21 protein-coding genes are annotated in these 26,938 nt (G+C 34.1%); 6 read left to right on the forward strand and 15 right to left on the reverse strand.

Going from position 1 to position 26,938, the window contains the following annotated elements:
- The first annotated feature begins 77 nt into the window (after positions 1-77).
- Together Q7C23_RS06600 and Q7C23_RS06605 are read left to right on the forward strand one after the other, a co-directional pair.
- On the forward strand, positions 78-2,468 hold the full coding sequence (locus tag Q7C23_RS06600; protein ID WP_375031759.1) for an arylsulfatase: 2,391 nt from the start codon (positions 78-80) through the stop codon (positions 2,466-2,468).
- A 118-nt stretch (positions 2,469-2,586) separates the two neighbouring features.
- A complete protein-coding gene (locus Q7C23_RS06605) occupies positions 2,587-3,474 on the forward strand; it encodes a bestrophin family protein (RefSeq protein WP_375031760.1) in 888 nt (295 codons plus the stop codon).
- Between the two features lie 99 nt (positions 3,475-3,573).
- Here the strand turns inward: Q7C23_RS06605 and Q7C23_RS06610 are convergent, their stop codons facing one another.
- The 3 genes from Q7C23_RS06610 to Q7C23_RS06620 form a co-directional block, all read right to left on the reverse strand.
- On the reverse strand, positions 3,574-4,350 hold the full coding sequence (locus Q7C23_RS06610) for a DUF2490 domain-containing protein (protein ID WP_375031761.1): 777 nt from the start codon (positions 4,348-4,350) through the stop codon (positions 3,574-3,576).
- A gap of 54 nt (positions 4,351-4,404) precedes the next feature.
- Entirely contained in the window at positions 4,405-5,163 is a 759-nt protein-coding gene (locus tag Q7C23_RS06615) for a hypothetical protein (protein ID WP_375031762.1), read from the reverse strand.
- 816 nt (positions 5,164-5,979) lie between these two features.
- Positions 5,980-7,032 (reverse strand): DUF5694 domain-containing protein, encoded by a 1,053-nt coding sequence (locus tag Q7C23_RS06620; protein WP_375031763.1) that lies wholly within the window; start codon positions 7,030-7,032, stop codon positions 5,980-5,982.
- 645 nt (positions 7,033-7,677) lie between these two features.
- Between Q7C23_RS06620 and Q7C23_RS06625 the strand changes: the two genes are divergently transcribed.
- Positions 7,678-11,199 (forward strand): T9SS type A sorting domain-containing protein, encoded by a 3,522-nt coding sequence (locus tag Q7C23_RS06625; protein WP_375031764.1) that lies wholly within the window; start codon positions 7,678-7,680, stop codon positions 11,197-11,199.
- Positions 11,200-11,317: 118 nt separating this feature from the next.
- On the opposite strand, the gene Q7C23_RS06630 is transcribed toward Q7C23_RS06625, so the two are convergent.
- The 3 genes from Q7C23_RS06630 to Q7C23_RS06640 form a co-directional block, all read right to left on the reverse strand.
- Positions 11,318-11,461: a hypothetical protein gene (locus Q7C23_RS06630; RefSeq protein ID WP_375031766.1), complete on the reverse strand. Its 144-nt coding sequence runs from the start codon at positions 11,459-11,461 to the stop codon at positions 11,318-11,320.
- A 596-nt stretch (positions 11,462-12,057) separates the two neighbouring features.
- Positions 12,058-12,351 carry a type II toxin-antitoxin system RelE/ParE family toxin gene (locus Q7C23_RS06635; RefSeq protein ID WP_375031768.1) on the reverse strand — a complete coding sequence of 98 codons (294 nt, stop codon included), beginning with the start codon at positions 12,349-12,351 and terminating at the stop codon, positions 12,058-12,060.
- Positions 12,344-12,595, reverse strand: a complete 252-nt coding sequence (locus Q7C23_RS06640) for a type II toxin-antitoxin system ParD family antitoxin (protein ID WP_375031769.1) — start codon at positions 12,593-12,595, stop codon at positions 12,344-12,346. The genes Q7C23_RS06635 and Q7C23_RS06640 overlap by 8 nt, the downstream gene beginning before the upstream one ends.
- 342 nt (positions 12,596-12,937) lie before the next feature.
- Between Q7C23_RS06640 and Q7C23_RS06645 the strand changes: the two genes are divergently transcribed.
- Positions 12,938-13,357, forward strand: coding sequence for a hypothetical protein (locus tag Q7C23_RS06645; protein WP_375031770.1), 420 nt, complete (start codon positions 12,938-12,940; stop codon positions 13,355-13,357).
- 118 nt (positions 13,358-13,475) lie between these two features.
- Here the strand turns inward: Q7C23_RS06645 and Q7C23_RS06650 are convergent, their stop codons facing one another.
- The 3 genes from Q7C23_RS06650 to Q7C23_RS06660 form a co-directional block, all read right to left on the reverse strand.
- On the reverse strand, positions 13,476-13,982 hold the full coding sequence (locus tag Q7C23_RS06650; RefSeq protein ID WP_375031771.1) for a PRC-barrel domain-containing protein: 507 nt from the start codon (positions 13,980-13,982) through the stop codon (positions 13,476-13,478).
- A gap of 156 nt (positions 13,983-14,138) precedes the next feature.
- Positions 14,139-14,294 carry a hypothetical protein gene (locus Q7C23_RS06655; RefSeq protein ID WP_375031772.1) on the reverse strand — a complete coding sequence of 52 codons (156 nt, stop codon included), beginning with the start codon at positions 14,292-14,294 and terminating at the stop codon, positions 14,139-14,141.
- Between the two features lie 206 nt (positions 14,295-14,500).
- Positions 14,501-15,331 (reverse strand): M57 family metalloprotease, encoded by an 831-nt coding sequence (locus Q7C23_RS06660; RefSeq protein WP_375031773.1) that lies wholly within the window; start codon positions 15,329-15,331, stop codon positions 14,501-14,503.
- Positions 15,332-15,888: 557 nt separating this feature from the next.
- On the opposite strand from Q7C23_RS06660, the gene Q7C23_RS06665 reads away from it, so the two are divergent.
- Positions 15,889-18,603 carry a S8 family serine peptidase gene (locus Q7C23_RS06665; protein ID WP_375031774.1) on the forward strand — a complete coding sequence of 905 codons (2,715 nt, stop codon included), beginning with the start codon at positions 15,889-15,891 and terminating at the stop codon, positions 18,601-18,603.
- A 437-nt stretch (positions 18,604-19,040) separates the two neighbouring features.
- Here Q7C23_RS06665 and Q7C23_RS06670 read toward each other — a convergent pair whose 3' ends face one another.
- Entirely contained in the window at positions 19,041-19,832 is a 792-nt protein-coding gene (locus tag Q7C23_RS06670) for a polysaccharide lyase (RefSeq protein WP_375031775.1), read from the reverse strand.
- 385 nt (positions 19,833-20,217) lie between these two features.
- Here Q7C23_RS06670 and Q7C23_RS06675 point away from each other — a divergent pair, with 385 nt between their 5' ends.
- Positions 20,218-20,694 (forward strand): hypothetical protein, encoded by a 477-nt coding sequence (locus tag Q7C23_RS06675; RefSeq protein ID WP_375031776.1) that lies wholly within the window; start codon positions 20,218-20,220, stop codon positions 20,692-20,694.
- A gap of 23 nt (positions 20,695-20,717) precedes the next feature.
- Here Q7C23_RS06675 and Q7C23_RS06680 read toward each other — a convergent pair whose 3' ends face one another.
- From Q7C23_RS06680 to Q7C23_RS06700, 5 genes are read right to left on the reverse strand one after another with little or no spacing between them, the layout of a single operon-like run.
- Positions 20,718-22,067: an AMP-binding protein gene (locus tag Q7C23_RS06680; protein ID WP_375031777.1), complete on the reverse strand. Its 1,350-nt coding sequence runs from the start codon at positions 22,065-22,067 to the stop codon at positions 20,718-20,720.
- The gene (locus Q7C23_RS06685; RefSeq protein ID WP_375031778.1) at positions 22,054-22,629 is read right to left on the reverse strand and encodes a hypothetical protein; all 576 of its coding nucleotides are present in this window, start codon (positions 22,627-22,629) and stop codon (positions 22,054-22,056) included. Before Q7C23_RS06685 ends, Q7C23_RS06680 begins: the two co-directional genes overlap by 14 nt.
- The gene (locus tag Q7C23_RS06690) at positions 22,622-24,385 is read right to left on the reverse strand and encodes a hypothetical protein (RefSeq protein ID WP_375031779.1); all 1,764 of its coding nucleotides are present in this window, start codon (positions 24,383-24,385) and stop codon (positions 22,622-22,624) included. Before Q7C23_RS06690 ends, Q7C23_RS06685 begins: the two co-directional genes overlap by 8 nt.
- Positions 24,378-25,349: a hypothetical protein gene (locus tag Q7C23_RS06695; protein ID WP_375031780.1), complete on the reverse strand. Its 972-nt coding sequence runs from the start codon at positions 25,347-25,349 to the stop codon at positions 24,378-24,380. Before Q7C23_RS06695 ends, Q7C23_RS06690 begins: the two co-directional genes overlap by 8 nt.
- Positions 25,337-26,929: an AAA family ATPase gene (locus tag Q7C23_RS06700; RefSeq protein WP_375031781.1), complete on the reverse strand. Its 1,593-nt coding sequence runs from the start codon at positions 26,927-26,929 to the stop codon at positions 25,337-25,339. The genes Q7C23_RS06695 and Q7C23_RS06700 overlap by 13 nt, the downstream gene beginning before the upstream one ends.
- Positions 26,930-26,938: the final 9 nt, after the last annotated feature.

Below are 26,938 nucleotides of genomic sequence, written 5' to 3' on the forward strand. Positions count from 1 at the left end.
TCCTTTTTCTTATTGTTAATTTTTAATCTTAGTTCTTTTATAACGTTCAAAATTTATTAATTTAAAATTTAATGATTATGAGTAAAAAAATACTGCTCTCAATTCTGACCGCAATGCTATTAAGTTATTGCACTTATGCTCAGGAACCTTTTAAAGGGGTTGTGAAATTGGATGTCCGGGAATCAACACCAGACTGGAAGCCCTTCATCCGTAAGAAAGCACCGGAAGGCTCACCTAATATCCTTTTTATCCTGTATGATGATACAGGGCTAGCGGCTTGGTCTCCCTATGGAGGAAGAATTAGTATGCCAACCATGGATAAATTAGCTGCCGAGGGTTTAACTTATACCCAGTGGCATACAGTGGCACTTTGTTCTCCAACACGTTCCACTCTTCTTACAGGACGAAATCATAACCTTAATGGTATGGGGACTATTACTGAAGGAGCCAACGGGTTTCCGGGATACAGTTGTATGTTGCCAGCTCAGGCAGCAACAATGGCTCAAATCTTACAGGAGAATGGATGGAGTACTTTTTGGTTAGGAAAAGATCATAATGTACCGGAAACCGATCTTTCGGCAGGAGCAAGTAAAAGCCAATGGCCTTTACAACAAGGATTTGATCGGTTTTATGGCTTTATTGGTGGAGAAACCAATCAATTCTATCCGGATTTAACAGAAGACAACCACGCTATCGAACAGCCTTATAGTCCTGAAAAAGGCTATCACTTATCTAAGGATCTTGCCGATCAGGCAATTAAAATGCTGAGTGATCAAAAATCGGCTAATCCTTCTAAGCCCTGGTTTATGTGGTTTTGCCCAGGGGCTAATCATGCACCGCACCAGGCACCTAAAGATTATATTGCAAAATACAAAGGAAAATTTGATGATGGATATGATGCCTATCGCAAATGGGTTTTGCCCCGCATGATTGATAAAGGAATTTTTCCAAAAGGGACCAAACTGACAGAATGGAATCCAATGCCAACAGATCAGGCAAATCCGGCTGATGCTGTGCGTCCATGGAATACACTGAATGCCGATGAAAAAAAGTTATTCTCTCGCTTGTGTGAGGTCTATGCCGCATTTTCTGAATATACCGATGATCAGGTTGGACGCATTATTGACCATTTGAAAGCAACTGGCCAGTATGATAATACCATAATATTATATGCAGCCGATAATGGTGCATCAGGAGAAGGAAGTCCTAGTGGTTCTGTAAATGAAAATAAATTCTTCAATGGCTATCCGGATGATTTAGCGGAAAATATGAAGCTAATTGACGAATTGGGTGGACCAAATACTTATGAGCATTATCCAACAGGATGGGCAGCTGCTTTTTCAACTCCCTTTAAAATGTTCAAGCGTTATTCCAATTATGCCGGAGGTACTGCCGATCCATTGGTGATTTCGTGGCCTAAAGGAATAAAAGCCCGTGGTGAAGTGCGCAATCAATACCATCATTCTGTTGATATCGTGCCTACCCTACTTGATATTTGTGGGCTCGAAATGCCAAAAACATTCAAAGGCACTGATCAATATGCATTATCTGGTGTTTCTATGAAATATACTTTTGATGCTAAACCAGATACGCCAACTCAAAAACATGTGCAGTATTACACGATGCTGGGAACCAGAGCTATCTGGCAGGATGGCTGGAAAGCAGTAGCAGTGCATGCGCCACTTACAGGTGTTGGTAAATTTGACCAGGACAAATGGGAATTGTATCATACCGATACAGATCGTGCTGAGTCTGTTGATTTGGCCCAAAAAAATCCGGAAAAACTGGAGGCTTTGAAGAAATTGTATATGGAGGAGGCATTGAAAAATAATGCTTTACCGTTAGATGATCGTCCTGCAGTTGTTCAGGCGGGTATTGAACGACCTACCGAAGAATCTGTACGTGACAGCTATACCTATTATCCTCACACCAGTCAGGTTCCAGAAGCAGTGGCTGTTAATATTAGAGGAAAATCATATAAAATTGTAGCCAATGCAGAGATAAAGGATACCAATGCTGCAGGGGTAATTTTTGCTCATGGCTCCCGTTTTGGAGGCCACAGTTTATTTATCAAAGATCATAAATTGTATTATGTATATAATTTCCTGGGTATTACAGAACAGCAATTGGTTTCTGCTGAACCTTTAAAACCTGGTAAATATACTTTTGGAATGGAATTTACCAAAGAAAAAGCTGGTGAACATCATGAATCAATAGGAACAGCAAAATTATACATCAATGACAAACAGGTTTCAACAGGTTCAATGAAAGCACAGGTAGGTAAATTTACACTTGTAGGAGATGGTCTTTGTGTAGGCTATGATAGTGGAGATCCGGTAAGTAAACAGTATACATCATCAACAAGTGAATTTGCAGGAGGAACTATCGCTTTTGTTACAGTGAGTACCGGAAAAGAACAATATCTTGATTTAGAAAGAGAAGCAGCCAGGGCTTTTAGAAAAGAATAAAGATTAAATGATTTAAAACCGTATTGAGTATTTAATAAAACGGTCACTATTATGGTGGCCGTTTTAATAATATAAAAATGATAACATAACATTCAAAACCAATAATTCAATCTTAAATATGTTAGTTAAAAACAATTACAAAGCCATATTTTTCTTTCTAAAACATTTATGGATAGATCTTTTTCTTATTATTTTGTATGCGTCAATTATTACCACTATTGACCTTTATACCTATCTCCATTTGCTAACTATTCCCTTATCTATAACAACAGTTACAGGTACTATTGTGGCACTACTTTTAGCATTTCGGACGGCACAATCATATGACCGCTGGTGGGAAGCACGAAAGGTCTGGGGAGAAATTGTAAATGAATCAAGAACCCTAATCAGGCAGGTCAAACAATTTTTTCCTACGGAAGATCCTGATAACACAGTTGCAGAATTTGCAAACAGGCAGATTATTTGGTGTTATGCGTTATCAGAAAGCCTTCGTAAACAAGCCTTTTCAGTTAAGGTCCAAAATTATTTAGATGCTGAAAAAATCAGCGCCAATAACATTCCTTCAAAACTTTTAACCAAGCATTCAGAACAGCTTAAAAAAGCATCTCATAATCTAAAGCTCGACCCTATTAAACAGGCACAGATAGACAGTACAATTAGTCGGCTAAACGATTCAATGGGTAAATGTGAACGAATTAAAAACACCATTTTTCCAAGATCATACAGTTTTCTAATTCATTTTTTAATATATGTACTTGCCTCCATACTCCCTTTTGGCCTGGATGACATTTTTCCTTTTACAGAGGTTGCAATTGCTATTATCATTCCTGTAATTCTGTTAGCCGTAGAAGAAACCGCAATTATTATGCAGGATCCATTTGAAAACAGACCTACAGATGTACCTATGACCGCCTTATCCAATACCATTGAAAATAACATCATGGAAATTATCACAGATGAAAAAGTGGAGATAATCGCAAAGCCAAAGTCATTTTACATAAACTGAGGCAAAATAATTATTAGATAAATTAATAAATAAACCTGGTTTTGCTATTTAAACTTAGTAGTGTATAAAAGTATGAAACTCGTTTGAAGGTTATATAAACTAAAGTCCAATACCCTCACCTTCATCAACCGGGCTTTTTTTACGCTTAAATGGTTTTGTCACCGCAGAAAAAAAGTTATTAAAAATACCCTTAACCTGAAATGCATTAACTAGTTTATCTGTACCATTTCTTGGCATAATTTCATTGGCATAGGCCGCCTCAATTTGTATATTTCTGGCAATAGTAAGTCCTAAACCTATAGAGGCACGGTTGCGGTCGAAGAAATCCGGGCCGCTTATCTGGCTTTTTGTTTTAAAAAAGAGTTCGTCTGACGCAAAAAAGTAAAACTTGTTTTTTGAATTTACCAGTGGATATAACGCCTTGACCTGAAACCGGAAACGTTCTACGGCTTCCATATAACCATCTTCATTTTCAAGGTGCCGGTCTTCTATTCGCCCCCTTAAATTTATTTTGATAGCAGTAGTTTTGTATAAGTTGTATGTTGCCTGAATTGCAGATCGGAATTCACGGGCTTTTTTTTGATTGAGTTCCGGTACATTTTTATTAGAATAATGTGCATAAAAGACTGAAACTTTCCATCTTTGACCTGGATAATAATGAGCCCATCCTCTTAGATACACCTGGGTTATATTATGAAAAATATTATTATCAGTTGGTGTACTGCTTGAAACAAAACCTGCATCAAGCTCTACTACCCATTTTTGGCTTAGGTCCTGGCAAAGATCATATTCATTCCAGAATTGATACAGATCATCTGTCTGACTTTTTGTGACAGTAAGTATAAAGAATGACAATACACAATAGATGCATCTCATAAAATTATGATTATAACTGTTAAAGGTTATTAAATGGACTGCATTTCAGCATTCTTAAAAATTGAATCCAAAACGCACTACCGGGCCAAACGTATTTATATCATATAAAAAATAATCCGCTCCGCTTCCTTTTTCATAATCCAGCGATATAATTCGATAGCCTCCCTGAATTTGAAATAATTTAGAAAAACGATATCCGGCATATCCCTGCATTTGCCACGCTAACTGAGATCCCACACCAAAGCCGCCAATCTCGCTTCGAAGTGAATAGATAAATTTTCTTTCTGCAGTACTTTTAAAAGCGACAATTATCATTGGGTCCACCCATGTTTCACATCGCTCTTTTGTAATATTTGTTGTTCCGCCTCCAATAGTATTCCTATTAATATCCATTCCCACTGTAATAGAATTTAAAAGACTGCCGATACCTACCTCCAGCCATGGCTTTATCTTATATAAACCGGCCAACTCCCAGCCGACCTGTTTTGCTGTAACTTCCCCATTATTAATTATAATATTACTTTTTACACCTTTTGCCAAATCCATATAAAGAAGATCAGAATTGAAGTTCCATTTCTCATTGGAAGCTTCCAGATAGAGCATGGCACCCATTTTTAAATTATCAAATATCTGATCTGAGCTTACCTCCACATTTAACTCCGGTACATTTCCGATTGCTGTTGTGCCGCTCATATTAGGAAACATAATATAGGGTTCGACAACATAAGACCATTTATTGCTGGTTTGGGAGAATATATAAATAGGAGAAAAAACTACCAAAAAAATGAATATTCCAAAATTTGCGGTTTTCATAAGCATCTAGTAAGTTTAAATGTTCGATCTAAAATAAATATCCAATAAATCTTAAGGTTATAGTGAAAATCCGAAAGATAAAAGACCAAAAATAATTCTTCAGGCATATTAGTAAATCCTAAAAAAAAATATGATTAGTAAGATTGCGTAGTAAATATAACCCTTAATAATCAATAGATTAACCTTTATAACGTTTCATTTTATAATATGAAACCATTTTATCTGGACTTTAAAATAGTAATGCTGCTAAATAAATTAGATCATAGGCTTGATTCAACATTTCGAGTATCTCTTCTTTAAAACTCAATGCATTTTAATTTCGATTACGACTGACTTATAATTTTCAAGCAAATTCGGCCAAAAACCTAATTACCTCAATTGTCCACAATTTAAATATTGTGACAAATCATGGCACATGCCCTTTTAAGAATTGTAAAAAAAATACATCAATCCCCAACAGGACATCTAAACCAAAATACTGAAGCCATATAAAGACAGCCTCTACTTTCAGTAAGCCAATCTCTTCAAATCGTCCCTAAATTTTATAGAAATTTGTCCCGTCGAGGACACTTCCCGGGACAAAAGATAAAAATCATCTTTTGTCCCTTTTTTTTTGTCAGATATCTATTTTGTTTACAAATTAGATATCAGGTAGCTACCGATTCCATTCGGCTGAGCCTGCTCCCATCCCAAAAAAACCGCCGATTTTCTAATCGAAAATCGGCGGTTTTTTTGATAGAACTGAAAACAAGCCATGCAGAATATGCCATCAAAGCACCGAAAACGAAATTAGCTTATTTCTGAATCTGCTTTCTGCTATTCCATCTCATTGATATTTCTTACCATTACGTCTGGCATTTTCCTGAATATATCCTGCATATACTTCCTATGATTAGCTCCGGCAATGACAACCACTTTTTTCATACCGGAAGCCCTTGACCTATTTACGACATTATCACACATTCCCTTATTTCTCAAGAGCCACCAATGTATTTGCGAAAGCATTTCTTCTTTGGGGAAATTTTTCATATCGTAGATCTCAGGAAAATAAAAATCTCCAGAGGCAAAAATGGCAGACGCTTCATCGGTGTTTAGCCATTCTGTTACTGTTTTTGAGTTTTTTTCGATGCCTGCATTTTTTCCAAACCCACTGTCCCTTTTAGCAAGGATTGCGTTCAGTTCATCTCTATAAGATGCAATCGTATCTTCCCTGAATGTCTTAAATTTATTATGGAAGGCAATTGATGATGCCGTCCAATTCAAATCATAATCCTGGCAGTCCATGGGAAGCAATTCCGGGATTTTCATTTCCTGCATCATTGGGAATGCGATAAATGCATATTCCGAAGTTTTTAGCCTTTTCATGCTTCGTCCCGTTACATCTGATTGGGGACTGAGTAATTTATTGACGTAATTTTCAAGCTCAATATCCGGCGTCTGCTGTAAATGGTTAAAAACTTGCCAAAATTGATAGTGGCCGTTTGGAACATCCTGATCAAGGTAATAGGCATGTGCCAGATCGACTTTAACCCGATAGTCTTTTGGGTCTAGCTTGGATAATTTCCTCAAACTGTCAATGGTTTTTGGAAGTACTTCTGTTGCTATATTTCGGTTTTTTTGAACTGTTTCCAGGCGCTTGATGTTATCCTGCTTACACCAGTAATCCATGACAAGCCGTTCATCTTCCCTGCTCAAAAACTCCCCAAAAAAAGCTGTCGGCTTGAATTTTTTGATTTTGCCATGGATGCCTGAAAAATCTTGCTGGGGATAACTGCCATAGTTATGCGAGACTCCTATCAGCAATATTTCAACCTTCTGGGCATATGTATTAATCGATATGAAGAGAGCAAGAAAAAAAGAATACTTCATGTTTTTATCGGTTATTTTGTTGCGGTTCGTAGGTTAGGTATAACATTCCCGTGCGGCCCATCGGGTCAGGTGCTAGTTCCTTAAACCATGAACCAAAGATAGCTAAAATACCAAAACGTTGATTAAGCGACGGACAAAATGAACCATACACAGGCTCCACCAGCCATAAAACGGCAGCTATCTACCCGTCTCTATAGACTGCTTCCTGGGAGCGGAAATCCTGAATAGTAATCTCATCCTGAAAACCTTTAAGGACTAACTCAAATGCATTAAACTCTTGTAGGACTTAGTTTTTTCCTCAAAATAAAGATGTAGCACTTCCTTTGTGTTAGCAAGTAGAAACTACATCAAAGTAGTCTACTAAAAAATGAAGGAGTATATATTTTAAAAGATCTGTAGAGGGCATCTCAAATTGTTAGATTGCAAGTCTCTTATTTTATTTTGACATTTCTTCCCGGGTTTTGAGATTGATCCGTAATGAATCATATACAAAAGTTGACAATTAGGCATAAGAAAGACTTTGCAGAGCTTGGGGAAAATTTCTTTCAGTCGAACACTTTTTTTTTGATTTCTTTAACAGTTTACATAAGATATTAGCTAATATTCTATACATTTGGAATCTTAAATATTAACAAAAAAACACCTATGAAAATAAAACTACTCTTTTTACTGTTTTTGGTAAGCGCATCTTCCTTTGCCCAATACACTCTGATCCCCGATGGGTATTTTGAAGGTGAACTAATACGTCAGGGAATTGATTCCGGCACACCGGATGGTAAAGTTTTGACTTCAAAAATAAACACCCTGACTACTTTGAATGTTAGAGGAGTAGGTTTCATTGCTGATTTAACCGGGATTCAGGATTTTACCGCTTTGAAATCTTTGCTTTGTGATACCAATCAGTTAACAGCTTTAGATGTTTCCAGGAATACTGCTTTAACATACTTAAGTTTTGGAGATAATTTCTTAACGGCTGTAGATGTTTCCAAAAATACTGCTTTAACAGAGTTACGTTGTTATCATAATCTACTAACAGCTTTGGATGTTTCCAGTAATACTGCTTTAACAACTTTACATTGTTATGATAATCAATTAAAGACTTTAGATTTTTCCAGGAATACGGCTTTAACATACTTAAATTGTTCTTCTAATGAATTAACGGGACTGAATTTGCAGAATGGAAATAACTCTAAGTTATCGACGACTAGTCTCTTTAATAGCAATCCCAACTTAAGCTGTATTCTGGTAGATAATGTGGCGTATGCTAATCAAAATTGGGCTGCAGCCAAAGATTCTGAGGCGATTTATAATTTAGATTGTACAGCTGTTGTTGTTCAATACACCCTTATTCCGGATGTGAATTTTGAGAAAAAGTTAATCTCTTTAGGATTTGATTCCGGTGTAGTAGACGGAAAAGTGCCAACATCTAAAATTTCTGGGGTAACTTCTTTGGGCATTTCCGACAGTTCTATTACTAATTTAACCGGAATTCAGGATTTTGTGGCTTTAGAGGTATTAGATTGTAGTGGTAATCAATTAACGGCTTTAGATCTTTCTACGAATGTTGCTCTAATCCATTTATATTGTTATTCTAATCAATTAACGGCTTTAAATGTTTCTAAGAATGTTGCTCTAGCCTATTTATATTGTTATTCTAATCAATTAACGGCTTTAGATGTTTCTAAGAATGTTGCTTTAGCAAATTTGCGTTGTTATTCTAATCAATTAACAAGCTTAAATGTTTCTCAAAATATTTCTTTGACAGAATTAAAATGTTATTCTAATCAATTAACAAGTTTCGATGTTTCTAAAAATATTCTTTTAACAAAATTACATTGTTATTCTAATCAAATAACAGCTTTAGATGTTTCTAAGAATATTGCTTTAATCGAACTATATTGTTATTCTAATCAATTAACAGCTTTAGATGTTTCTAAGAATACTGCTTTAAAATCTATAGATTGTAGTTCAAATCAATTAACGAGTTTAAATGCTATGAACGGAAGGGATTTTAGCACCTACAATTTTAAAAACAACCCTAATTTAGATTGTATTCAGGTAGATCATATTTATTATTATGATAATTATTACAAAGACGCTGTGGCAACTTTTAGCAGAGATTGTTCACGCGTTCTTATTCCTGATGTGAATTTTGAAAAAAAGTTAATCTCTTTAGGAATTGATTCCGGAACAGTTGATGGACAAGTGCCAGGTTATAAAATAAACATATTAACTGATTTGGATGTATCCAATAGTTCTATTGCTGATTTAACCGGTATTCAATCCTTTGTGGGTTTAAATTCATTAAATTGTAGCGGTAATCAATTAACGGCTTTAGATATTTCTAAGAACACTCTTTTAGGTTCTTTAAACTGTAGTTCAAATCAATTAACGAATTTAAATTTGAAGAATGGAAACTATCTTAGTTTTAGCACCAAAAACTTTAAAAATAACCCTAATTTAAGTTGTATTCAAGTAGATAATGTTGTTTATGCGAATACAAATTGGCTCGCTGCTAAAGATGCTGCAGCAACTTACAAGGCAGACTGCGCTGATGTTGTTCAATACACCCTTATTCCTGATTTGGATTTTGAAAAAAAGTTAATTCTACTTGGTCATGATTCTGGAACTCCTGATGGAAAAGTGCCAACAATAAATATTTCGTCGTTGACTTCTTTGAATCTTTTCAATAGTTATATTACTGATTTAACCGGAATTGAGGATTTTGTGGCTTTAAAATCATTAACTTGTGCTGCTAATGAAATAACGGCTTTAGACTTTTCTAAAAATATTGCTTTAAGCGAATTAGATTGTAGCCGTAATCAATTAACTACTTTAAATGTTTCTAAAAATATTGCTTTAACAAGTTTTGGATGTGATACTAATCAATTAACGGCTTTAGATATTTCTAACAATGTTTCATTAAGATATATACGTTGTTATTCTAATAAATTAATCAGTTTAGATGTTTCAAAGAATACTGCTTTACAGTCATTATATTGTTATTCTAATTCAATAACAACTTTAGATGTTTCCAAGAATAAAGCTTTAATAGAATTTGAATGTTATTCTAATCAGTTAACAAGTCTAAATGTGCAGAATGGAAACAATAATAATTTTGTAACTAACCAAACAGATTATAGAAAAAACCCAAATTTAAGATGTATTCAGGTAGATAATGTTATGTATTCTAATGATAATATGTCTTGGGCGAAAGACGCGACAGCAAGTTATAGTACAAGTTGTCCTCCTTCCATTGTTGCAGTTAGTAGTGCGTTTGAAGACCAATTAATTGCTTTAGGGATAGATACTATTAAAGACGGTTCGGTTTTATTGTCCAGCATAACAAATGTGACAACTTTAGATGTGTCCAATTCCGGCATTACTGATTTATCAGGAATCGAAAATTTTACCTCTTTAGAAACATTAATTTGCAAAGGAAATACGTTAACCACAATAAATGTTTCCCAAAATCCGGCATTGAAATATTTGGATTGTTCCAATAATCCTTTATCGGTTTTGGATGTTTCTAAAAATACGCAACTTACAGAACTGTATTGTGATGGAATTACAACAATCAATAACAAAACCAATGGCAAAAGCAGCGTTACCAGCCAACTGATCATCTTAGACGTTTCTAAAAATTTATCGTTGACTAAATTGAGTTGCTCTGACAATCAGATAGTAAGTTTAGACCTTTCTAAGAATACGCTTCTTACAGATGTAAATTGCTCCAATAATAAATTGACTTATTTGAATTTAAGCAATGAAAACAATTTTAAACTGGCCAATGTCAATTTCAAAACGAATGTTCAACTATCCTGTATTCTGGTAGATGATGCTGCTTTTGCTAATGCTAATTGGTCAACTGCCAAAGATGCGGCAGCAATTTATTCGAAAACAGCTTGTACTTTAGGAATCGAAGATGTGGTTTTTGACAAAATCGCCGTTTACCCTAATCCGACCAAAGGAGAATTTCACATTGACAACATTGTGTTAGAAAAAGCAACCGTTTACGATGTATTAGGAAAGTTGGTAACAGCTACCAAATTTATCAATGGTTCAAACACTAATAGCATCAATTTATCAGGATTTCCAAAAGGGATTTATTATGTGTATTTAGAAAGTGAAGAATCTACTATTGTTAGAAAAATAATAGTCGAGTAAATTCAAAAGCATATATAAGTTAAAAACCACATTTTCACACAAATGAAAATGTGGTTTTTTATTTTTCTACTGTGATAATCTTGTATTCTAAAATTTAAATAAGGGATATTTTATTCCGCTACAGCATCAATCTTATCTGGTTTCCTGATCTTCTCAATTGTTCAGGCGTTTTTTCATCAAATGCTTTTTGAAATACCATAAACGGATTCTCGTATTCTTCCTTCGAGTAGCTGTTATAACCAATGCTTTTATCATAGTTCATAAAAATATTGAATTAATCTTAACACGATCAATATTCCTATTAAAACAAATATTGTATTATAACTCGCTCCTATAGATATTGCAGTCAACAAAATTGATAGCCAAGGATAAATGTCAATTGAATATTTCCAGAAAGGATTTATTTTTAAAGTTTGAAATTCAGAAATAATTAATTGATTTCTGTATTCATTCATGAAGTATTTCAAATTCAGAAAACTTAGTATGATTCCGATAATTAAAAAGCTATAGAAGCCAATGAGATTAAAAGGTTCTTTTAGGAAAAAAAACATAGTGAAAACATTCAATAAAATTGCTAGAGACAATAGACGTGCTGAACTAGATTTGGCTGAAAGTTTGTTTGTTTTATAAATTACAAAGTAAGTTCTATAATATATATAATGGTAAATTTTAATCATTTAGAACTATCTCTTTGTATTTCTGCGCTTTTTTGCATTGGCTATAACGTTCTGGTAATACAGCGCGTGTGGGACGAAATTAAGCCGATTCTTCGGATTTGGCAAATCATCCCAAATAAAAACGAACATTGTATTAAGCCTATTGCCCAAATCCGTTGTAGTAGCTGTAATTTGAGGTTTCTTATAGTTTACTTTTTATATCCAGCATTCTATGAAGAATTTTTGCGATTTCTATTTCGTTCTTTGATACAACTGAATAGAAGATAATATGTTCACCTGATTTAAAGCCTAATATTCCTTTTGTAACTATATCATAGTTTCTACCAAGTTCTGGATTATTTGCTAAATCATAACATGATGCCAAAAGTAAATCATAATACTTGTCAGCTTTCATTTCAGACCAAGTTTCGATCGTATAATCCCAAATTTCAGATAAGTCATCAACAGCTTTATTTGTTAAATAATAGTTAGCCATTTGATTTTCTTCTTGCTTTTAAAATGTCAAGATGTTTTTTAGCGTCAAAATCAACTGCACGTCCACTTTCAATTCCATCATTAATCGCTTTTCTTAAAGCTACAATTTTATTTTCCTCATCTTCTAAAAGTCGAAGACCGGCTCTGACAACTTCACTTGCGTTATTGAATCTTCCATCATTTACACTTTGTTCGATAAAACTTTCGAAATGATTGCCAAGCGATATAGAAGTATTGCGTCCCATAATTTTTTTTAGCTAAGTTACCAAAAAATGGTAACTTTTAGAATTATTACTTTTTTTTTGGAATCTCACATAAGGTCCTTGATACTAAAGTGGGTTTAAAAAAATCCAGTTTTTATTACCATAGGAACGGCACGCAAAGAATTTCCGCGCTATCGCTGTGCAAATACGGGAGATCGGAACTATTTTTGAGTATTAGTCTTTTGTGAATAAGAGCGCTAAGCGAGAACATTTTTTTCATCATCACAATAAACATAACAATCTGTAATATAGTTATTTATAAAAAAAATATTCGTAAATTGCTTAATAATTTAAACCAGTTTTTACTAATTAAAAATCAACATTATGAAAAAGTACATTTTAATTCTAGGTTTTCTGTTTTCAATAGCTTCATTTTCACAAAACATTACATCAAAAAGTGAGAATGCAAGCGCGGCACAATATGATTTGCTAAAAAAAGTTAATGAATATTATCCTGATATAAGCTTAAGTGATAAGGTGGTCAATTTTTATGTCGGTGATAAAATAATTGATACCAAACAGGAATTTGCTATAAAAAACACAGAATTTACAAGTTACGAACTGAGTATTAGTCCTGATAACAAAAGGGTAGTATTTAATTTTGTATCAGAAAAAAGTGGAAAAATTTATGGTGCTGTTGTTCTCGTTAAGGGTAGCTATGTAAGAACAACTTTTAATGAAAATTTAGGACTGGTTGATGTAATGGTGAATGGTAAATCCGCTTGTATACAAAACATAAAATAAAATCTTTACAAATACAATAAAATAAAAAGCTCCAAATCGATGATTTGGAGCTTTTTTTTATGGCTTTTTATTACTATTTACAAGCGCTTATTTATAAATAAACGTTGTTTCTTTATCTCTAGTGATTATCAAATTCCCTGCGCTTATAAAAAGTATCATCGTTACTATCATAGTCAGGATCATTGTCAGGATAATAAGACTTCATTACTTTTCTTTCATAGTCTCTGTCAAAATTATTCTCCCTGTTATATCTGCTTGTATTTCTAAAGGTATCATACCCTATACTGTTAGCCATGACAATTTTTGTATCCTTATTTATGTTTACGGATCCAATTGGTATAATAATATGGCTGTCTCCTTCTTTGTAGATAAACTCCTTTCCATTATCGTTCGCGATAACATCACGCACCTCATTCCGGTTGTCCTCTATTAATCCTTTATCTAATTTAACATCCAGGTAGACCACGCGTTGCATATCTTTATTCACCCACAGATTATCAATTTTTCCTATGGTATGGTTGTCAGCGTCTACTATCTTCCATCCTCTTACATCAGAATAATTTGAAGCAACTTTATAATTAGATAATTCGTCTAGTCTGTATAAGTTTTTGTCTTTATTTTCCATAATCTTTTTATAAATACTATTTATACTCTATTTATGCCGGTTACAGCAGGACTAAAGCTGATATCAGCCCACACTCCTACTGCTACAGTTAATTGTTAATTGCCCATCCCGAACGAAATAACAATAATGTTTTTACTGTTTTCCGTTTATTTTTTCTTATTGTGCACTTGTAGTGTTTTCGACTTCTATTGTGCTTTCACTATGAGCTTCATGATCTGTAAAATAAACGTAGTATATAATTGCTCCAATTATAAGTACTAGTGCAATCCACGGCCATATCAGTTTCTTTTTCTCAATTTTAATCTCTGCCATATCTTATTTTTTTTTGATTATAAAAATGTTCTTTTACTACTATTAAAGATACAAATGGCAACAGACAATAAAGTATTTAATTTTGGGATGATGTTACACAATTCCCAGTAGATTAATCAATTTGCACTTCACATAAAAAAGAGGCCGCTTCACAAATTATGTGAAACAGCCTCTTGTATTTTGCAAAGACCACCTTAATTCAATTTCTAATATAAATAATTAAGAGCAGTAATGTCGTTAGCATTGAACGCTCCAGTCTCACTTGAACCGAAACATGCTCTCATATAAGAAGTCGCATCATATCCTGAAGGTGTTCCAGGGATAAGTATTGCTCCAACACCAGCTGTTCCTTCGTTTGAATTCTGTCCACAACTTTGACGACTGAACCAGTCTGTATGACGTAAACCAATGCAATGTCCGATTTCGTGTGCAGATACGTGTGCATTTACGCCAGTTGAGTAAGTATCTAATCCAGAATATAATGTAACTGAATTATAAGGCGCTCCACCTGAAGGAAAACCTGCTACACCTCCGGCAGATCCAGTTTGTCTGCGGACAACAATGTTTGCACCTGACGTACTAGAACTAAAAGTTAGCGTAAAGTTAATAGACAATCCAAGGTTATTGTATCTGTTTATTGCAGCTTGTAGCCCAGCACGCATATTTGCACTCAGAGCTGATGTACCGGTTCCTGATAATCCTACAACTTTAATAGTTCTTGGAGTAGAAACTAAATTAGTCGTGCGGTATTGCTCTGTAGTAATACCTCCGTGAAGATCCATTTTGTTCAATTGATCCTGAGTAATGATAATATCTCCTTCTATCAGAAACGCATCTTCAGTTGTACCATCCAGCTTAGTGTTTTTAATCACTTGAACATCTGTAGAATTTAATGAAAGGGCTCGAAGTTTATTAAGCACTTCTGGCGTTACCTTAAGAGATTCCTGGTTTGATTGATCTGCCTGATCGTCTTTATTACAGGACAAAATCGTTAGCGCTATAAATGAAAGAGCTAAAATTGATTTAATTTTTTTCATAATAATAAATAGGTTATTTGGATTTTTAAATAAGTTGGTAAAAAGGGGTCTTTACAAAATATTAACAGTATTTATAGCCAAATCTATTTAATTTTAAGATTAAAATACCTATAAATACTATTTAACACTTTTTACCCGATATTCGCATAAACCTTTTTAATAATAATTCTCTGATTATTCCGTAAAGCCCAGTAAAATTAGTAATTAAATACAAATCAACCTATTACACTTAAAAAGCTCTCAACATTTTAATTTATTTAGTATTTGCTTAAAAATGACCTGGCTATTATTGATGCTATTTAAAAATCTAAAGCAGATTACAAGAAGGAAAATACTCTTATGGATTTCGAAGATGGGGAATCAAATAAAAACGCATACTTTTATTACAAATAATTTAATAACTTTGACCTGCCTACTACCATTCTAGCTAAGAATATAAATCATTGAATAAAAATTTCATCTTTGATTTATGTCAATTAAAAAGTAATAAATAAATGCAATGGTCATTTTTTCACTATTGATAAGAATCTTTGCAATTGCCCTAACATCTATAGTAAATGAACAAACAAATTACTCTTCTCTTTTTTATTATCACTGCACTCAGTTTTTCACAGAGCGCCGAAAAATGGAAACAATACATAAAAAAAGAAAAACCGGAAAAATTTGAGAAATACTATTTTACATCTTTAGAAAATGCTCATCAAAACAAATACAAGATTGTAAAAAAATTGGATAGTACTTTTTGTATTGTCGAGAATCAAAATTTAAAATCTCATCAGCCTTTAAAAAAAATTCTCACGATTAATAATTTATGGAAACTACCATCAAATTTTTCAAATCATACTGAATACAAACACTACATAATAGCAACTGATAGTATAAACGCGTTAATTAGTAATTTGAGAGCAATCAATATTTCTGATATCAAAATACTAAATAATCATCTTGTGCTGTTAAAAAGTGACTCTAAAAAAATTATTAATGAGATTATTACTTTAAGCTATGTATCTTCTATTTCACAAGAATCGTTGCTACCAAAAGTCGAATCAAAAATAATAGATCAAAATTTCAGTATAAATAATATAAATAAAGCAAATAGTAATTACCCTCTCATTTTAGGCGAAAATCAAATTGTAGCGATCAAAGATGATCTATTTGATCTAAATGATATTGATCTCCTAAACAAGCACGTGCCTTCTTTTACACAATCTTCTATTGTATCAAATCACGCGACGGCTATGGCTACTATAGTTTCCGGATTAGGAAATAGTTCTACCCTGGGAAAAGGTGTCGCACAAAAAGCAAAAATACAATCGTCTGACTTTTTAAATCTCTATCCTGACGAAGTGGAAACACTACAAGGTGCCACCACACAAAATCATTCGTACGGTACTGTAATTGAAAATTTTTATGGCTCGCTCGCGAATGCTTATGATTCTCAATTGTACTCAAATCCTGATTTGACTCACTGTTTTTCATCTGGTAATGTTGGATTTGAAGGTTATAAAACTATTACAGGTAATTTCAAGCAATCTAAAAATAGCATCGTATTGGGGTGTATTGACCAAAACGAAATAATTATGCCGTTTTCTTCAAAAGGTCCAGCCTATGACGGACGAATAAAACCGGAGTTAGTAGCCTTTAGTACACAAGGAACTTCAAATTCTACAGCTTTGGCTACAGGAATTATTACACTTATGAAGCAACATTATACAGCCATAAACAATGGCTCTCTGACTAATGCCCTTACAAAAGCAATTCTAATTAATAGCGCAAAAGACTTAGGCAACATTGGCCCGGATTTCACCTACGGTTATGGTAATATAAATGCCGATAAATGTTTAAAAACGATTAGCGAAAATAAAATTATATCTGCTAACCTGATATCCGGTCAGACAAATTCGCATACTATTACAATTCCGACAAATGCAAAAAACTTAAAAATCACATTAGTTTGGAACGATTTACCCGCTGCAATCAACAGTAATATAAGTTTGGTAAACGATTTAGATTTAGAAGTCATTTCGGCAGACAATACTACTTTTTTGCCCTGGATTCTTAATCCGGATGCTCCCCAGCAGCAAGCTGTAAGAGGAAAAGATAAAAGCAACACTGCGGAGCAAGTCACTATTGAAAACCCTGTATCAGGAACTTGTACTATCAATATTATTGGTTCATATATATCCAATACTAGTCAGGAATACAGCATTGCTTACGAATATGAATTGAAGAATCGATTTGAATGGAATTACCCCATTAATAATGACAACTTCCCTTTTGATGGCAAGACAATTTCCCCTTTTAAATGGAATTCTTCCTTTTCTGGTATTTCAGGACAATTATCTATTAGTTATAATAACGGTCAAACATGGGAAATTATAGCAAATGGTATTAACCTGGATAGTGAACAATTTATTTACACACCAAAAGAGCAAAAATTTTCGAAAGCAAAAATAAAAATGACCATTGATAATACCGATTATATTTCTGATAGCTTCACGATTTCTTATGATTTAAATATCAGTACAAGTTTAGTTTGCGATGGCACAACAGAAATTAATTGGGACAAACCTATTGGTGTTACTTCTTTTAATATTTATCAACTAAGAGAAGACCATTTAGAATTTAAAGAACAAACAAGTAATGCTACTTATGCCTATACTGACGGAAAAATCTACACTGTTGTTCCTGTATTTGAGAATAGCGAAGGAATAAAAAGTGAGGCAACCTTACATTATGATCAAAACTCAAATTGTTATTTCGAATTGACTTTTGCTGAAGTTTTTGAAGAGAATAAAGTAAAAATTGATGCACACCTTTTCAGCTTATATAATATCAAAAGAATTGAGTTAGTAAAAATCATCAATAATACCGAAAGTGTTATTAATACAATGAATGATGTAAGTTCAAAAACATTCTCTTTTTATGATACTGCCCCCATAAAGGGCAGTAATAAATATAAAATAAACATAATTTTAGAAAATGATAACGTAATCCCTTCTGAGATTCTTGATACTAATTATTTGGGCGATGATTTGTTTTTTATCTATCCTACCCTCTTAAACAAAAACAACGAATTGAATATTGAAGCTAAAAAAGAGGAAAATGCTATTTTCTATTTGTATAATAGTAGTGGACAAAACATCATCACTTCGACTTTACTTTCTAAAAAGAGTAACATCAATCTTAAGAATACTGCATCAGGAATTTATATTTATAAAATAACAACAACCCTTGGTAAAATGCAAACAGGAAAAATTATTGTTTTTTAAACTAAAGACAGGTATTGTATCGTAACATATCTACAATATCAGTTCGGCCGATATAAAACATAGATTTATGAAGTTTTTCTTTTGCTTCTAAAGTTTCCTTCATGTTCATTACTATAATTATAGATAAAAAAGCAAGAAATAAAGAGCTGTAAGTCTAAATAGTGAAATAAAAAGCCCTTATATTCTGCTCCATACAAACTGCTCAAATAACTGGCGATAACTACCAGTTAAGACTTTGAAAATTCTACATTACGAAATATTTATAAAAAAAACGTTAAACTAAACAGTTTAACGTTTTTGCATTATTAATAAAAAATGAATTTCAAAACTTACTCAACTAATTTGCTAACACAACCAATGCTGTTAGTAGTATATTAATAAACACTATGGCGTTTTGATTTTTATCTATTCTCTCAATTGTTTTTAAAGTCTGGCTTTTATTGGGCATCCCAGGCTGCACTAGCATAATAAATAGAACTTGTTACCGGAGCTTTCCAGTATTCCTGACTACCACCACGGAAGGTGTGGAGACTTACTGCATTAACATTTCGTTTCGAATCGTTAGTCACCCAGCGAATTGTTTGATTTAATAACTCCGTTCCATTTACATAATATTTGACATATCCGTTAGTATTTGATCCGGTATTTAACTTAACAGAAATCTGACAATTATATGTTACTCCTTCCTGTATATAGTACTTTTTTCCAAAATCATTACCAAATTGTCCTGGCTGATCTCTATAATAGACATAAGGTTGCAGATAAGCTCCGCTTCCTTTAGCACTGTTTGATCCGTTCGGACAATACCACATGAATCTGGCACTACCGCCATTGCCATCCCATCCTGGATCACCACCGGTATTCTGATCACCAATCAGTATACCATATCCGCATTTACCACCTCTGCTCCAATAAAATCCGGAATTAAATTTCATCTGGAACCAAACGGTGTACACACCTTCTGACCAAACTCCAAATGATGTACACAAACCACCACCACACGATAGCGTATTTGTCTTCAATGTAATCGTTCTGGCTCCGGCACCACCTCCTGCTTCAACTGCCATTGGAGCGGCGTCCTTAGCGCTTTGAGATGCATCTTTTGCAACACTTTTGGATACTTCTTTGTTAACGGCTTGCGGCACGTCTACGTCTTGTTCCTTTTCACAGGAATTAAACACTACTGCTATAACAAATAGCAAACTTGTTAATTTTAATAATTTTTTCATTTTTAAAAGGTTAATGGTTAATAATTAAATAGTTAGATTATTACAAATCGCATCTACAATCATTAGGGGATAGTAATAATGCTGTAAAGTTGGTAAATAACGATTCTCACAACGGAAAGTAAAGTACGTTTTTACGTACACAAAAGTCCGGACACTGTATATTTCCCTATCTATTTTAGATTTTAAATAGTATACCAGTAAAAAAGTGCAAAAAATTAAAGCGAATTAATCAAAGAATTTAACAAAGAATATTTTGCAAGGATTGCTACAAATTCTTTTGCGAAGGAGTTCAATTCTTCTAAATTCTACAAGATCTAAATGTTATTATATAAAAAAATATCTTCTAAAAAGAATTAATTTTGACTTGACTAAATATAAACACGTTATGAAAAATTTCTTAATGCTTTTACTCTCTGCTTTTTTCTTTTCCTGTCAACAAAAAGAAAACAAGGAAACTTCTATCGCGGTTTCAGATTCAATTCCAATAGAGAAAACTAAAGAAAAAAACAAACAAGTAAAAGAAGAAAATAAACAAATAGGCGACACAATTTTTATGGTTTATAAGAATGAAAAAAATCTCTATATAGCTGAAGGTTCTTTAGATTCTGTTCATTCTAAAGTTTACATAAAATTTAAAAATGAAAATTTAGGAGAATTGAAAGCACAGATTCTTCCAGCTGGAGGAAAAGGAAACATCCGTTTCAACCAAATCATTTTTCCTGATAAAGCTGCAGACGGGCCATTTGGAATGGATTTGAAAATTGACCTGAAACAAAAAGGAGATCATGTTTTAATTATTGGACATTCCTTAATGGCTGATGAACCTTATTTTGGAAAATTCAGGGTGCAGCTTGAGAATTAAAAGGAATACTTTAGGGATTTAATTTAGAGCAACTCCGAAGAATACAGCGTTTTTTCGACTGTATTATTTTGAGATATTTTTTGAATATCTGCAAGAATATCAATATCATGTTTAAAAATGGTATTCAATACTTCGGTGATTTCCTGTGCAGTAACCTGATTGGAATATCCCAGAAACGCAATCAATTTATCTTTTCTCTGATGTATTTTAAAACCTGCCAATGGCAACTCAGATAAACAATTAGAAATATCGATATTATTTATTTTTACATTTGACTTTGTATAAAAAACGACTGGATTTCGAGCTTCCAAATCAACTAAAAATGGAACTCCATTTTCTATTTTCAAACTACAAAAATCACCAGTTCTATACCGTATTAAGGGCAGAAAAGGATTATTACCTCCCGTAACAACTAATTCTCCTCTTTCACCGTACGGAAGTTTTACATCTTTATGTTCATCAAAAATTTCTAAATACAAATCTGGACGAATAACTTTATGCCCAATTCCTGATGCATAAGCTATATTTCTACATTCGGTTAACGAATAAAGATCTATCACAGGGCATTTGAAATAATTATGTAATTTGTTTTTTGTACCTATTGTCAACTTCATCGCAGAAGATATTAGCGCTTTTGGATTCAACTGAGGTGCTAAATCTAACAATGCCATAAAGGCTATAGGATCACCAGTAAGAATTTGTGGGTTATACTTCTCAAGGTATTTTACAGCATGATCTGGCTCATTCCACTCTGACGGATTCAGGTTTATCTTTAAAATCCCCGCTCCTTCTAAATAGGTTGACAAAGAAGCATAGGTCAGTGTTTTTTCCTGTGCACAGATCAGAGCAATTGCGGTCGTATTTTTATCTTCAGTTATTGTAACGTCAAAATCTTTTAGAACAGACTCTATTTGTGGTAACCAGCTAGCTTGAGCAACTGCATCAAAAAGCACATCTAGCTTTGGCCCTGTAGAACCAGAAGTATGATAAACCAATAGCTCCTTTAAATTTGCCTCATTAGAAACAAATAAATGAGGAAAGTTTCTAATATCTTCTCGTGAAATAGTTGGAAAAGAATCGAAATCATTCCCTTTATTTTGATAAAACGGCACTGTTTCAATACACCATTTTAAATAGGTGTCTATCCAAATTGGCATTTCTCCTTCCTTCCAAAATACCTTTTCATTGTAATATTTTATTTTGTGAGAATGAACTTTTGAAAGCTGTACAGTATTTAATCGATCACCACTTTTAAAATTAAATTTTGGTGCAAAAACATCTTGTCTAAGTGCATTTAAAAAACTTAGATCATCAAGCAACGGAAAACGTTCCTCGTCTGTCAATGCTATTTGTGGTCCACTACTCACGGCCATAAGTATTTGCCGCTTCTCTGGCTTTTTGCTCTTCCATTTCCCGTTTGATTTTCATTATTCTTTCATGTGCTTCATACGATTGTTTTAAAACTTTATGTCGCTCCACGCTGCTAAAAGAGGATAATTTATCTGCCGCCTCATCCTGATTTTCACCGTACGGCATAATCTCACAGCAATATAATAGCAAGCGTACCATTTCCTCTGCACGTTCCTCGTCATTTGTCCATTCATTGAACTTTACATAAGCCGAAGCCTGTTGTAATTCTACAAACCAAAAGTTGTATAATTTATCTTCTATAACGGGATTATTCATAAAATCCGGATTAGAAAGCAACCAGGTCGAAATATGAATGGCCCGCCAATGATTATCACTAATTGTCCCTAAATTGGATGGGATTTTAAAATCATTTCGCAAAAAATCATTACTTACTAGCCTGTACGTGTCGTATACCAAAGCAATAGAATTTAATCCCTCCTCTAAAAAAAAATCAGAAGGTTTAAAAAAGGTATCCGGACATTTTCGCAAATACGCAACTAATTCAAAAACATCATATTTAGACATAGGCGTAATTTTGTTGTGAAAATTCAGCTGCAAACTTTAAAAGTTCTGTTTCGTTTGTAACATAGTATACCCTCCAGCCCATTTTTTGTAATCTCCTTACTAAATCATTATTGTAATCGGGAGGCGAATGTAAAACCATAGTTCCGTGCCCGCCAGCATTTTTTAATGCAATTTCCGCTAATTCCCAATTTGTTTGATCGGTGTGTGTGTCAGCATTTAACATACTAAAAATATCATTATCAGTCACGATTACGATATGTGATTTTTTATTTGGTTTCTCTCCAAATGGTTTTCGTAATCGTTCAATTCCATAGGCATAACCTGTACCTAAATAAGAAGTTAAGGTGGTCAACAAATCGGTTTCGTCTGTAATAAAACCATCTGTTTCTAAATAATCTCCCGGTTCGCCAGAGAGGCATCCCATAACAGATGCTCCGGCACGTAAAGCAGATAATCCTATAATGGTCGCTGCCAGAATGGGCCATGAAAAATTATGCCTCGGATTTCCCATCGAACCGGAACAGTCGATACCTAAATATATATTTAGCGGACTTTCTGAAATGCTGTTATCCGAATCTGAACCGTAGGATCTCTTTTGAGTCGTTAATCCCGGAATAATTGTGGGCGATGTAATGGCAGATTGCAGCCAGTCTACTTCTTCGATAGCGTCTCCAATATCCCAGGTTTCCAGTCCTTCCGGTAAATCCATGGATTTATTCTCTGATATTTCTACAGGAAAATCAATTAAATGCGGCAAAGCAATTTCTTTATAATAAGCATTGACCAAACGCTGTTCATCTGCTTTTGGGTTGACCTGTTTCATCAAATCAATGTAATTTCCTGGTCCCATATAGCCTTCTCTTGGTCCCTGGCCGCCTCTCTGACTTTTTTCTATGCCTAGACTGCCCTTCTTTTTTTTATCACCCTCATTTTCTTTTGAACTAATGGCTTCTTTTCGCATGTCGATTACTTCATCATAACCTTCCAAATCGAGTTCGGTCATACCAGAAATATCCATAGCTCCTTTGCCTGCATCTTCTGCATCTAAGATTATTAAAATCTTTTTGCGTGCCTCTTCAAATTTTTTGTCATCCATTAAATACGGATACAACATCACGGCAAATCTACCTCCACCATGAATCCAGCTTTTTGCATAACTTCTTATCAAAGAAGCTAATAATGAAGCATCGGCATCTATTTTTTTACTGTGAAAGGATAAATTGGTTGCTAATTCACCACGGTTTAAACGCCATAAATATTCGTAAGTCCGCATCATGAGCGTCCATAATTCAGTAAAATTATCTTCAGAATTTATAGCTTTATAAACTTCCGACATTCTTAATTTATTGACGCGCTGTAATTTATCATTAATTAAAAAATCGGTATATAAATTAGATACCATAGGTGCCCTGTCTTCAATACCTGGAAGCGCAAAACGAATCCGATTCAGTAAAATAGCATTATCGTATAAATTGGCAGGCGCAAAAATATGATGGCCAATTTCGTGCGCCAACACTTCAATAGCATAGTCGGTAATGCCACATTCTGTAATTTCTTCTAAATTAATCACAATACGATGATCATTTAATCGAATCATGGCAAAACTACCCGTAAGTCCCTCTTTCCAGGCGTCCTGATGAGAAAGGCACCAAATAGGTTCCTGCAGACGCAACAAAGGATTCCACTCCAGTTTTGCCTGCTGCCAATGTGATTTCCATGACACTAATGTTTCTTCTATTTTAGATAGATTATGCATTTCCAAGACTGAATAAATATAAAAAATAGGAATTTTTCAGGGTAAAAACCAAAGTATTTTCTGTTGTTACTACAGATGAAATGTTATCTGCATCAATTTTTTCACTGTCTTTTCCAAGCCATTTTTCCAGGGTCTCTAATCGTTTAGAATAGGATAAAATATAAGTTGCATCAACTGTATTTGCCGGAATTAAAACTTTTCCAAATTGATCGGCAAAAAGCGCATAGCTACTTACTGAATCTGTTGCAAATATATTTCCGTCGATTTGTGCCAGTCGTGGCGGATTCTCAAAGAATCCGGTTTCTGCTCTAAAACCTCCCTGAACACCTTCAAATTTCGTGATGTTATTTGTCCATGGATTTTCAAAAAATTGGATTGTATTTTTATCTGATCCCAAACTAATACCAACAATTTCCTGGAGATTTTCAGAAAGTTCGTCGAAATCTGCCTTTAAACGTGTTCTTAAATGCGCCAAACCACATTTCCATGCATAAATACGTCCTACAATTTTAAAATCTTCAATCGTTTTAATCTCCGAACTGCTGTTGCTCATAAGTTGGCACCAAGCTGTTATTTTTTCCGGGGCATACAAATGAAAACTCGAAAGAACATCACTCAATAATGAAATGGTTTTTATTGGAAATTTCACTAATAAGTTCGGCATTTGCCCCATTAACAGCCAGGCTTGCTTATATTCATCCTTATAGCGAATTGCTGACCCATTTCCGATTAATCTCAAAGATTCCTGATATAATGCTTTTACTACTTCATGAACTTTTTCCGGAGCAGCATTTAAAGCAACCGTTTCTTTGACAATAGGCTCCACAACTTCTACCATCCAATTGGCAATGATATGAGCCGGCAAACTGCCATACTTTATTTCGCTCTCATTGTATCTTTGATTGTACAAGGAGCTTTTCTCGCTTAATTCTGCAATAAGAGGTGGAAAGCTTATTTTTTCCATTGCAGCCATCTTTTATAATTTGTATAACGTTGATGCAAATACTTTAATTTTAAAATATCATCTGCTCTGTAACCGTAAAGCTTTTTCTCTTCAGACCACTTCTGTAGTTGCTTCTCGATATTTAAAAGTCGGTTATCAATTTCTTTTGAAGATATATTTTCAAGCCCTTTTTTAAACTCTTCTTCAAATCGATCAACTGGATCGTTTCTATCCAGATCCTGACTTACATATTCATCACAAGATAAATCAAACAGGTTTCGCAACCATACAATTCTATCCACTCTATAAACTTCATTACCCACCTGATCAAAAAATGGCGATTCTAAATGTGGTGTTAAACTATCGTGCAAAATGAAGGGCAACACTTGTCTGATATCTTCTAATTCCACTTTTTTATTTCCTCTAAAATAAGCCAATGCTTTAGAAAACATTAGCAAAGTCATGATTTTTCTAACCGATAAACCATTCTTTGCCTGCGAACCTAAATCTTTTATAGGGTCTTTTCCGGTTTCTTTTCTAAAAAGAGTACGCATATCCATACCTGACAATTTTGCGGTGTCTTTAGTCATGTATTCCAATCGGTTGGATGCAGGTTCAAAAAATTCAAACTGGCGACAGAAAAACTCGATGCGTTTACGCAATTCAGGGTCGATTTGTACGCCTCTGATTTGTTTATTTATAGTATTTAATTCTTCTTCCGTAAAAATTATTTCTTCCGGAATTATCGCTTCCGGTTTAAAATTGAGTTCAATACGCTGTAATAAATCTTCAACAAACCTTGTATTAAAATGCATCGCTCTGATTACAATATCAATCCTGTCCTTTAAGGCTTCAATAACCTGATACGTTCCTCCACCAGCATCATCGTTGGCTGTAAGATACCATGCTCCATCCGGACATTCATAAATCTGATCGAAAATTTCAGCATAATTGTCTGCCAAAACAGTTAATAAAGCAGATTGCGTTCTGGTCGGAATTCGATTGTATTCATCAATAATTTTCACTCTCATTCCTAGCCATTTTCGCCAGGCAATTCTAATATCTGATGTTTTTTCGGCCTTTACCATGTCTGATGGTAATGGATGTCCTAATAAATCTGAAATAGTCATTTGAGGCTGACCATGCTGAATAGCGCGCATCACATCCTTATTATCATATCCGGCCAACAAACCCATCAATACAGAAGTAGCTGTTTTTCCGCGACCAGGTCCTCCGACAATAAGACATTTACCTCTTGCTGCTAAGTTTAACAAAGGCATTAATACGAAGCTGGAATAACTCTGATCTGTAGGCAAATAAACAGGTACTTTACTGTCTCCAAATAAAAACTTTTTAGGATCGCCATCATTGAATTCGATGTCGTAATACGGACTAATAATGGCTGTATTCGTTATCCAAAAATAGGCCTGACGCAATTTTTCATCCAGCGTAATTGACTCGCCAGATTCATTTTGAGGATCATCACTTGAATAAAGATCTTCTATTTGAAATTTCTTGTTGCTTTTAACATCTTGCGGATTCGTAGGTGATTCCGGGACTTTCTTAAAAAATCCCACTGTTTTATTGAATAAGTCAGACATGCTCTATTT

This window comes from Flavobacterium sp. LAR06 (assembly GCF_041946075.1).
GTDB lineage: Bacteria > Bacteroidota > Bacteroidia > Flavobacteriales > Flavobacteriaceae > Flavobacterium.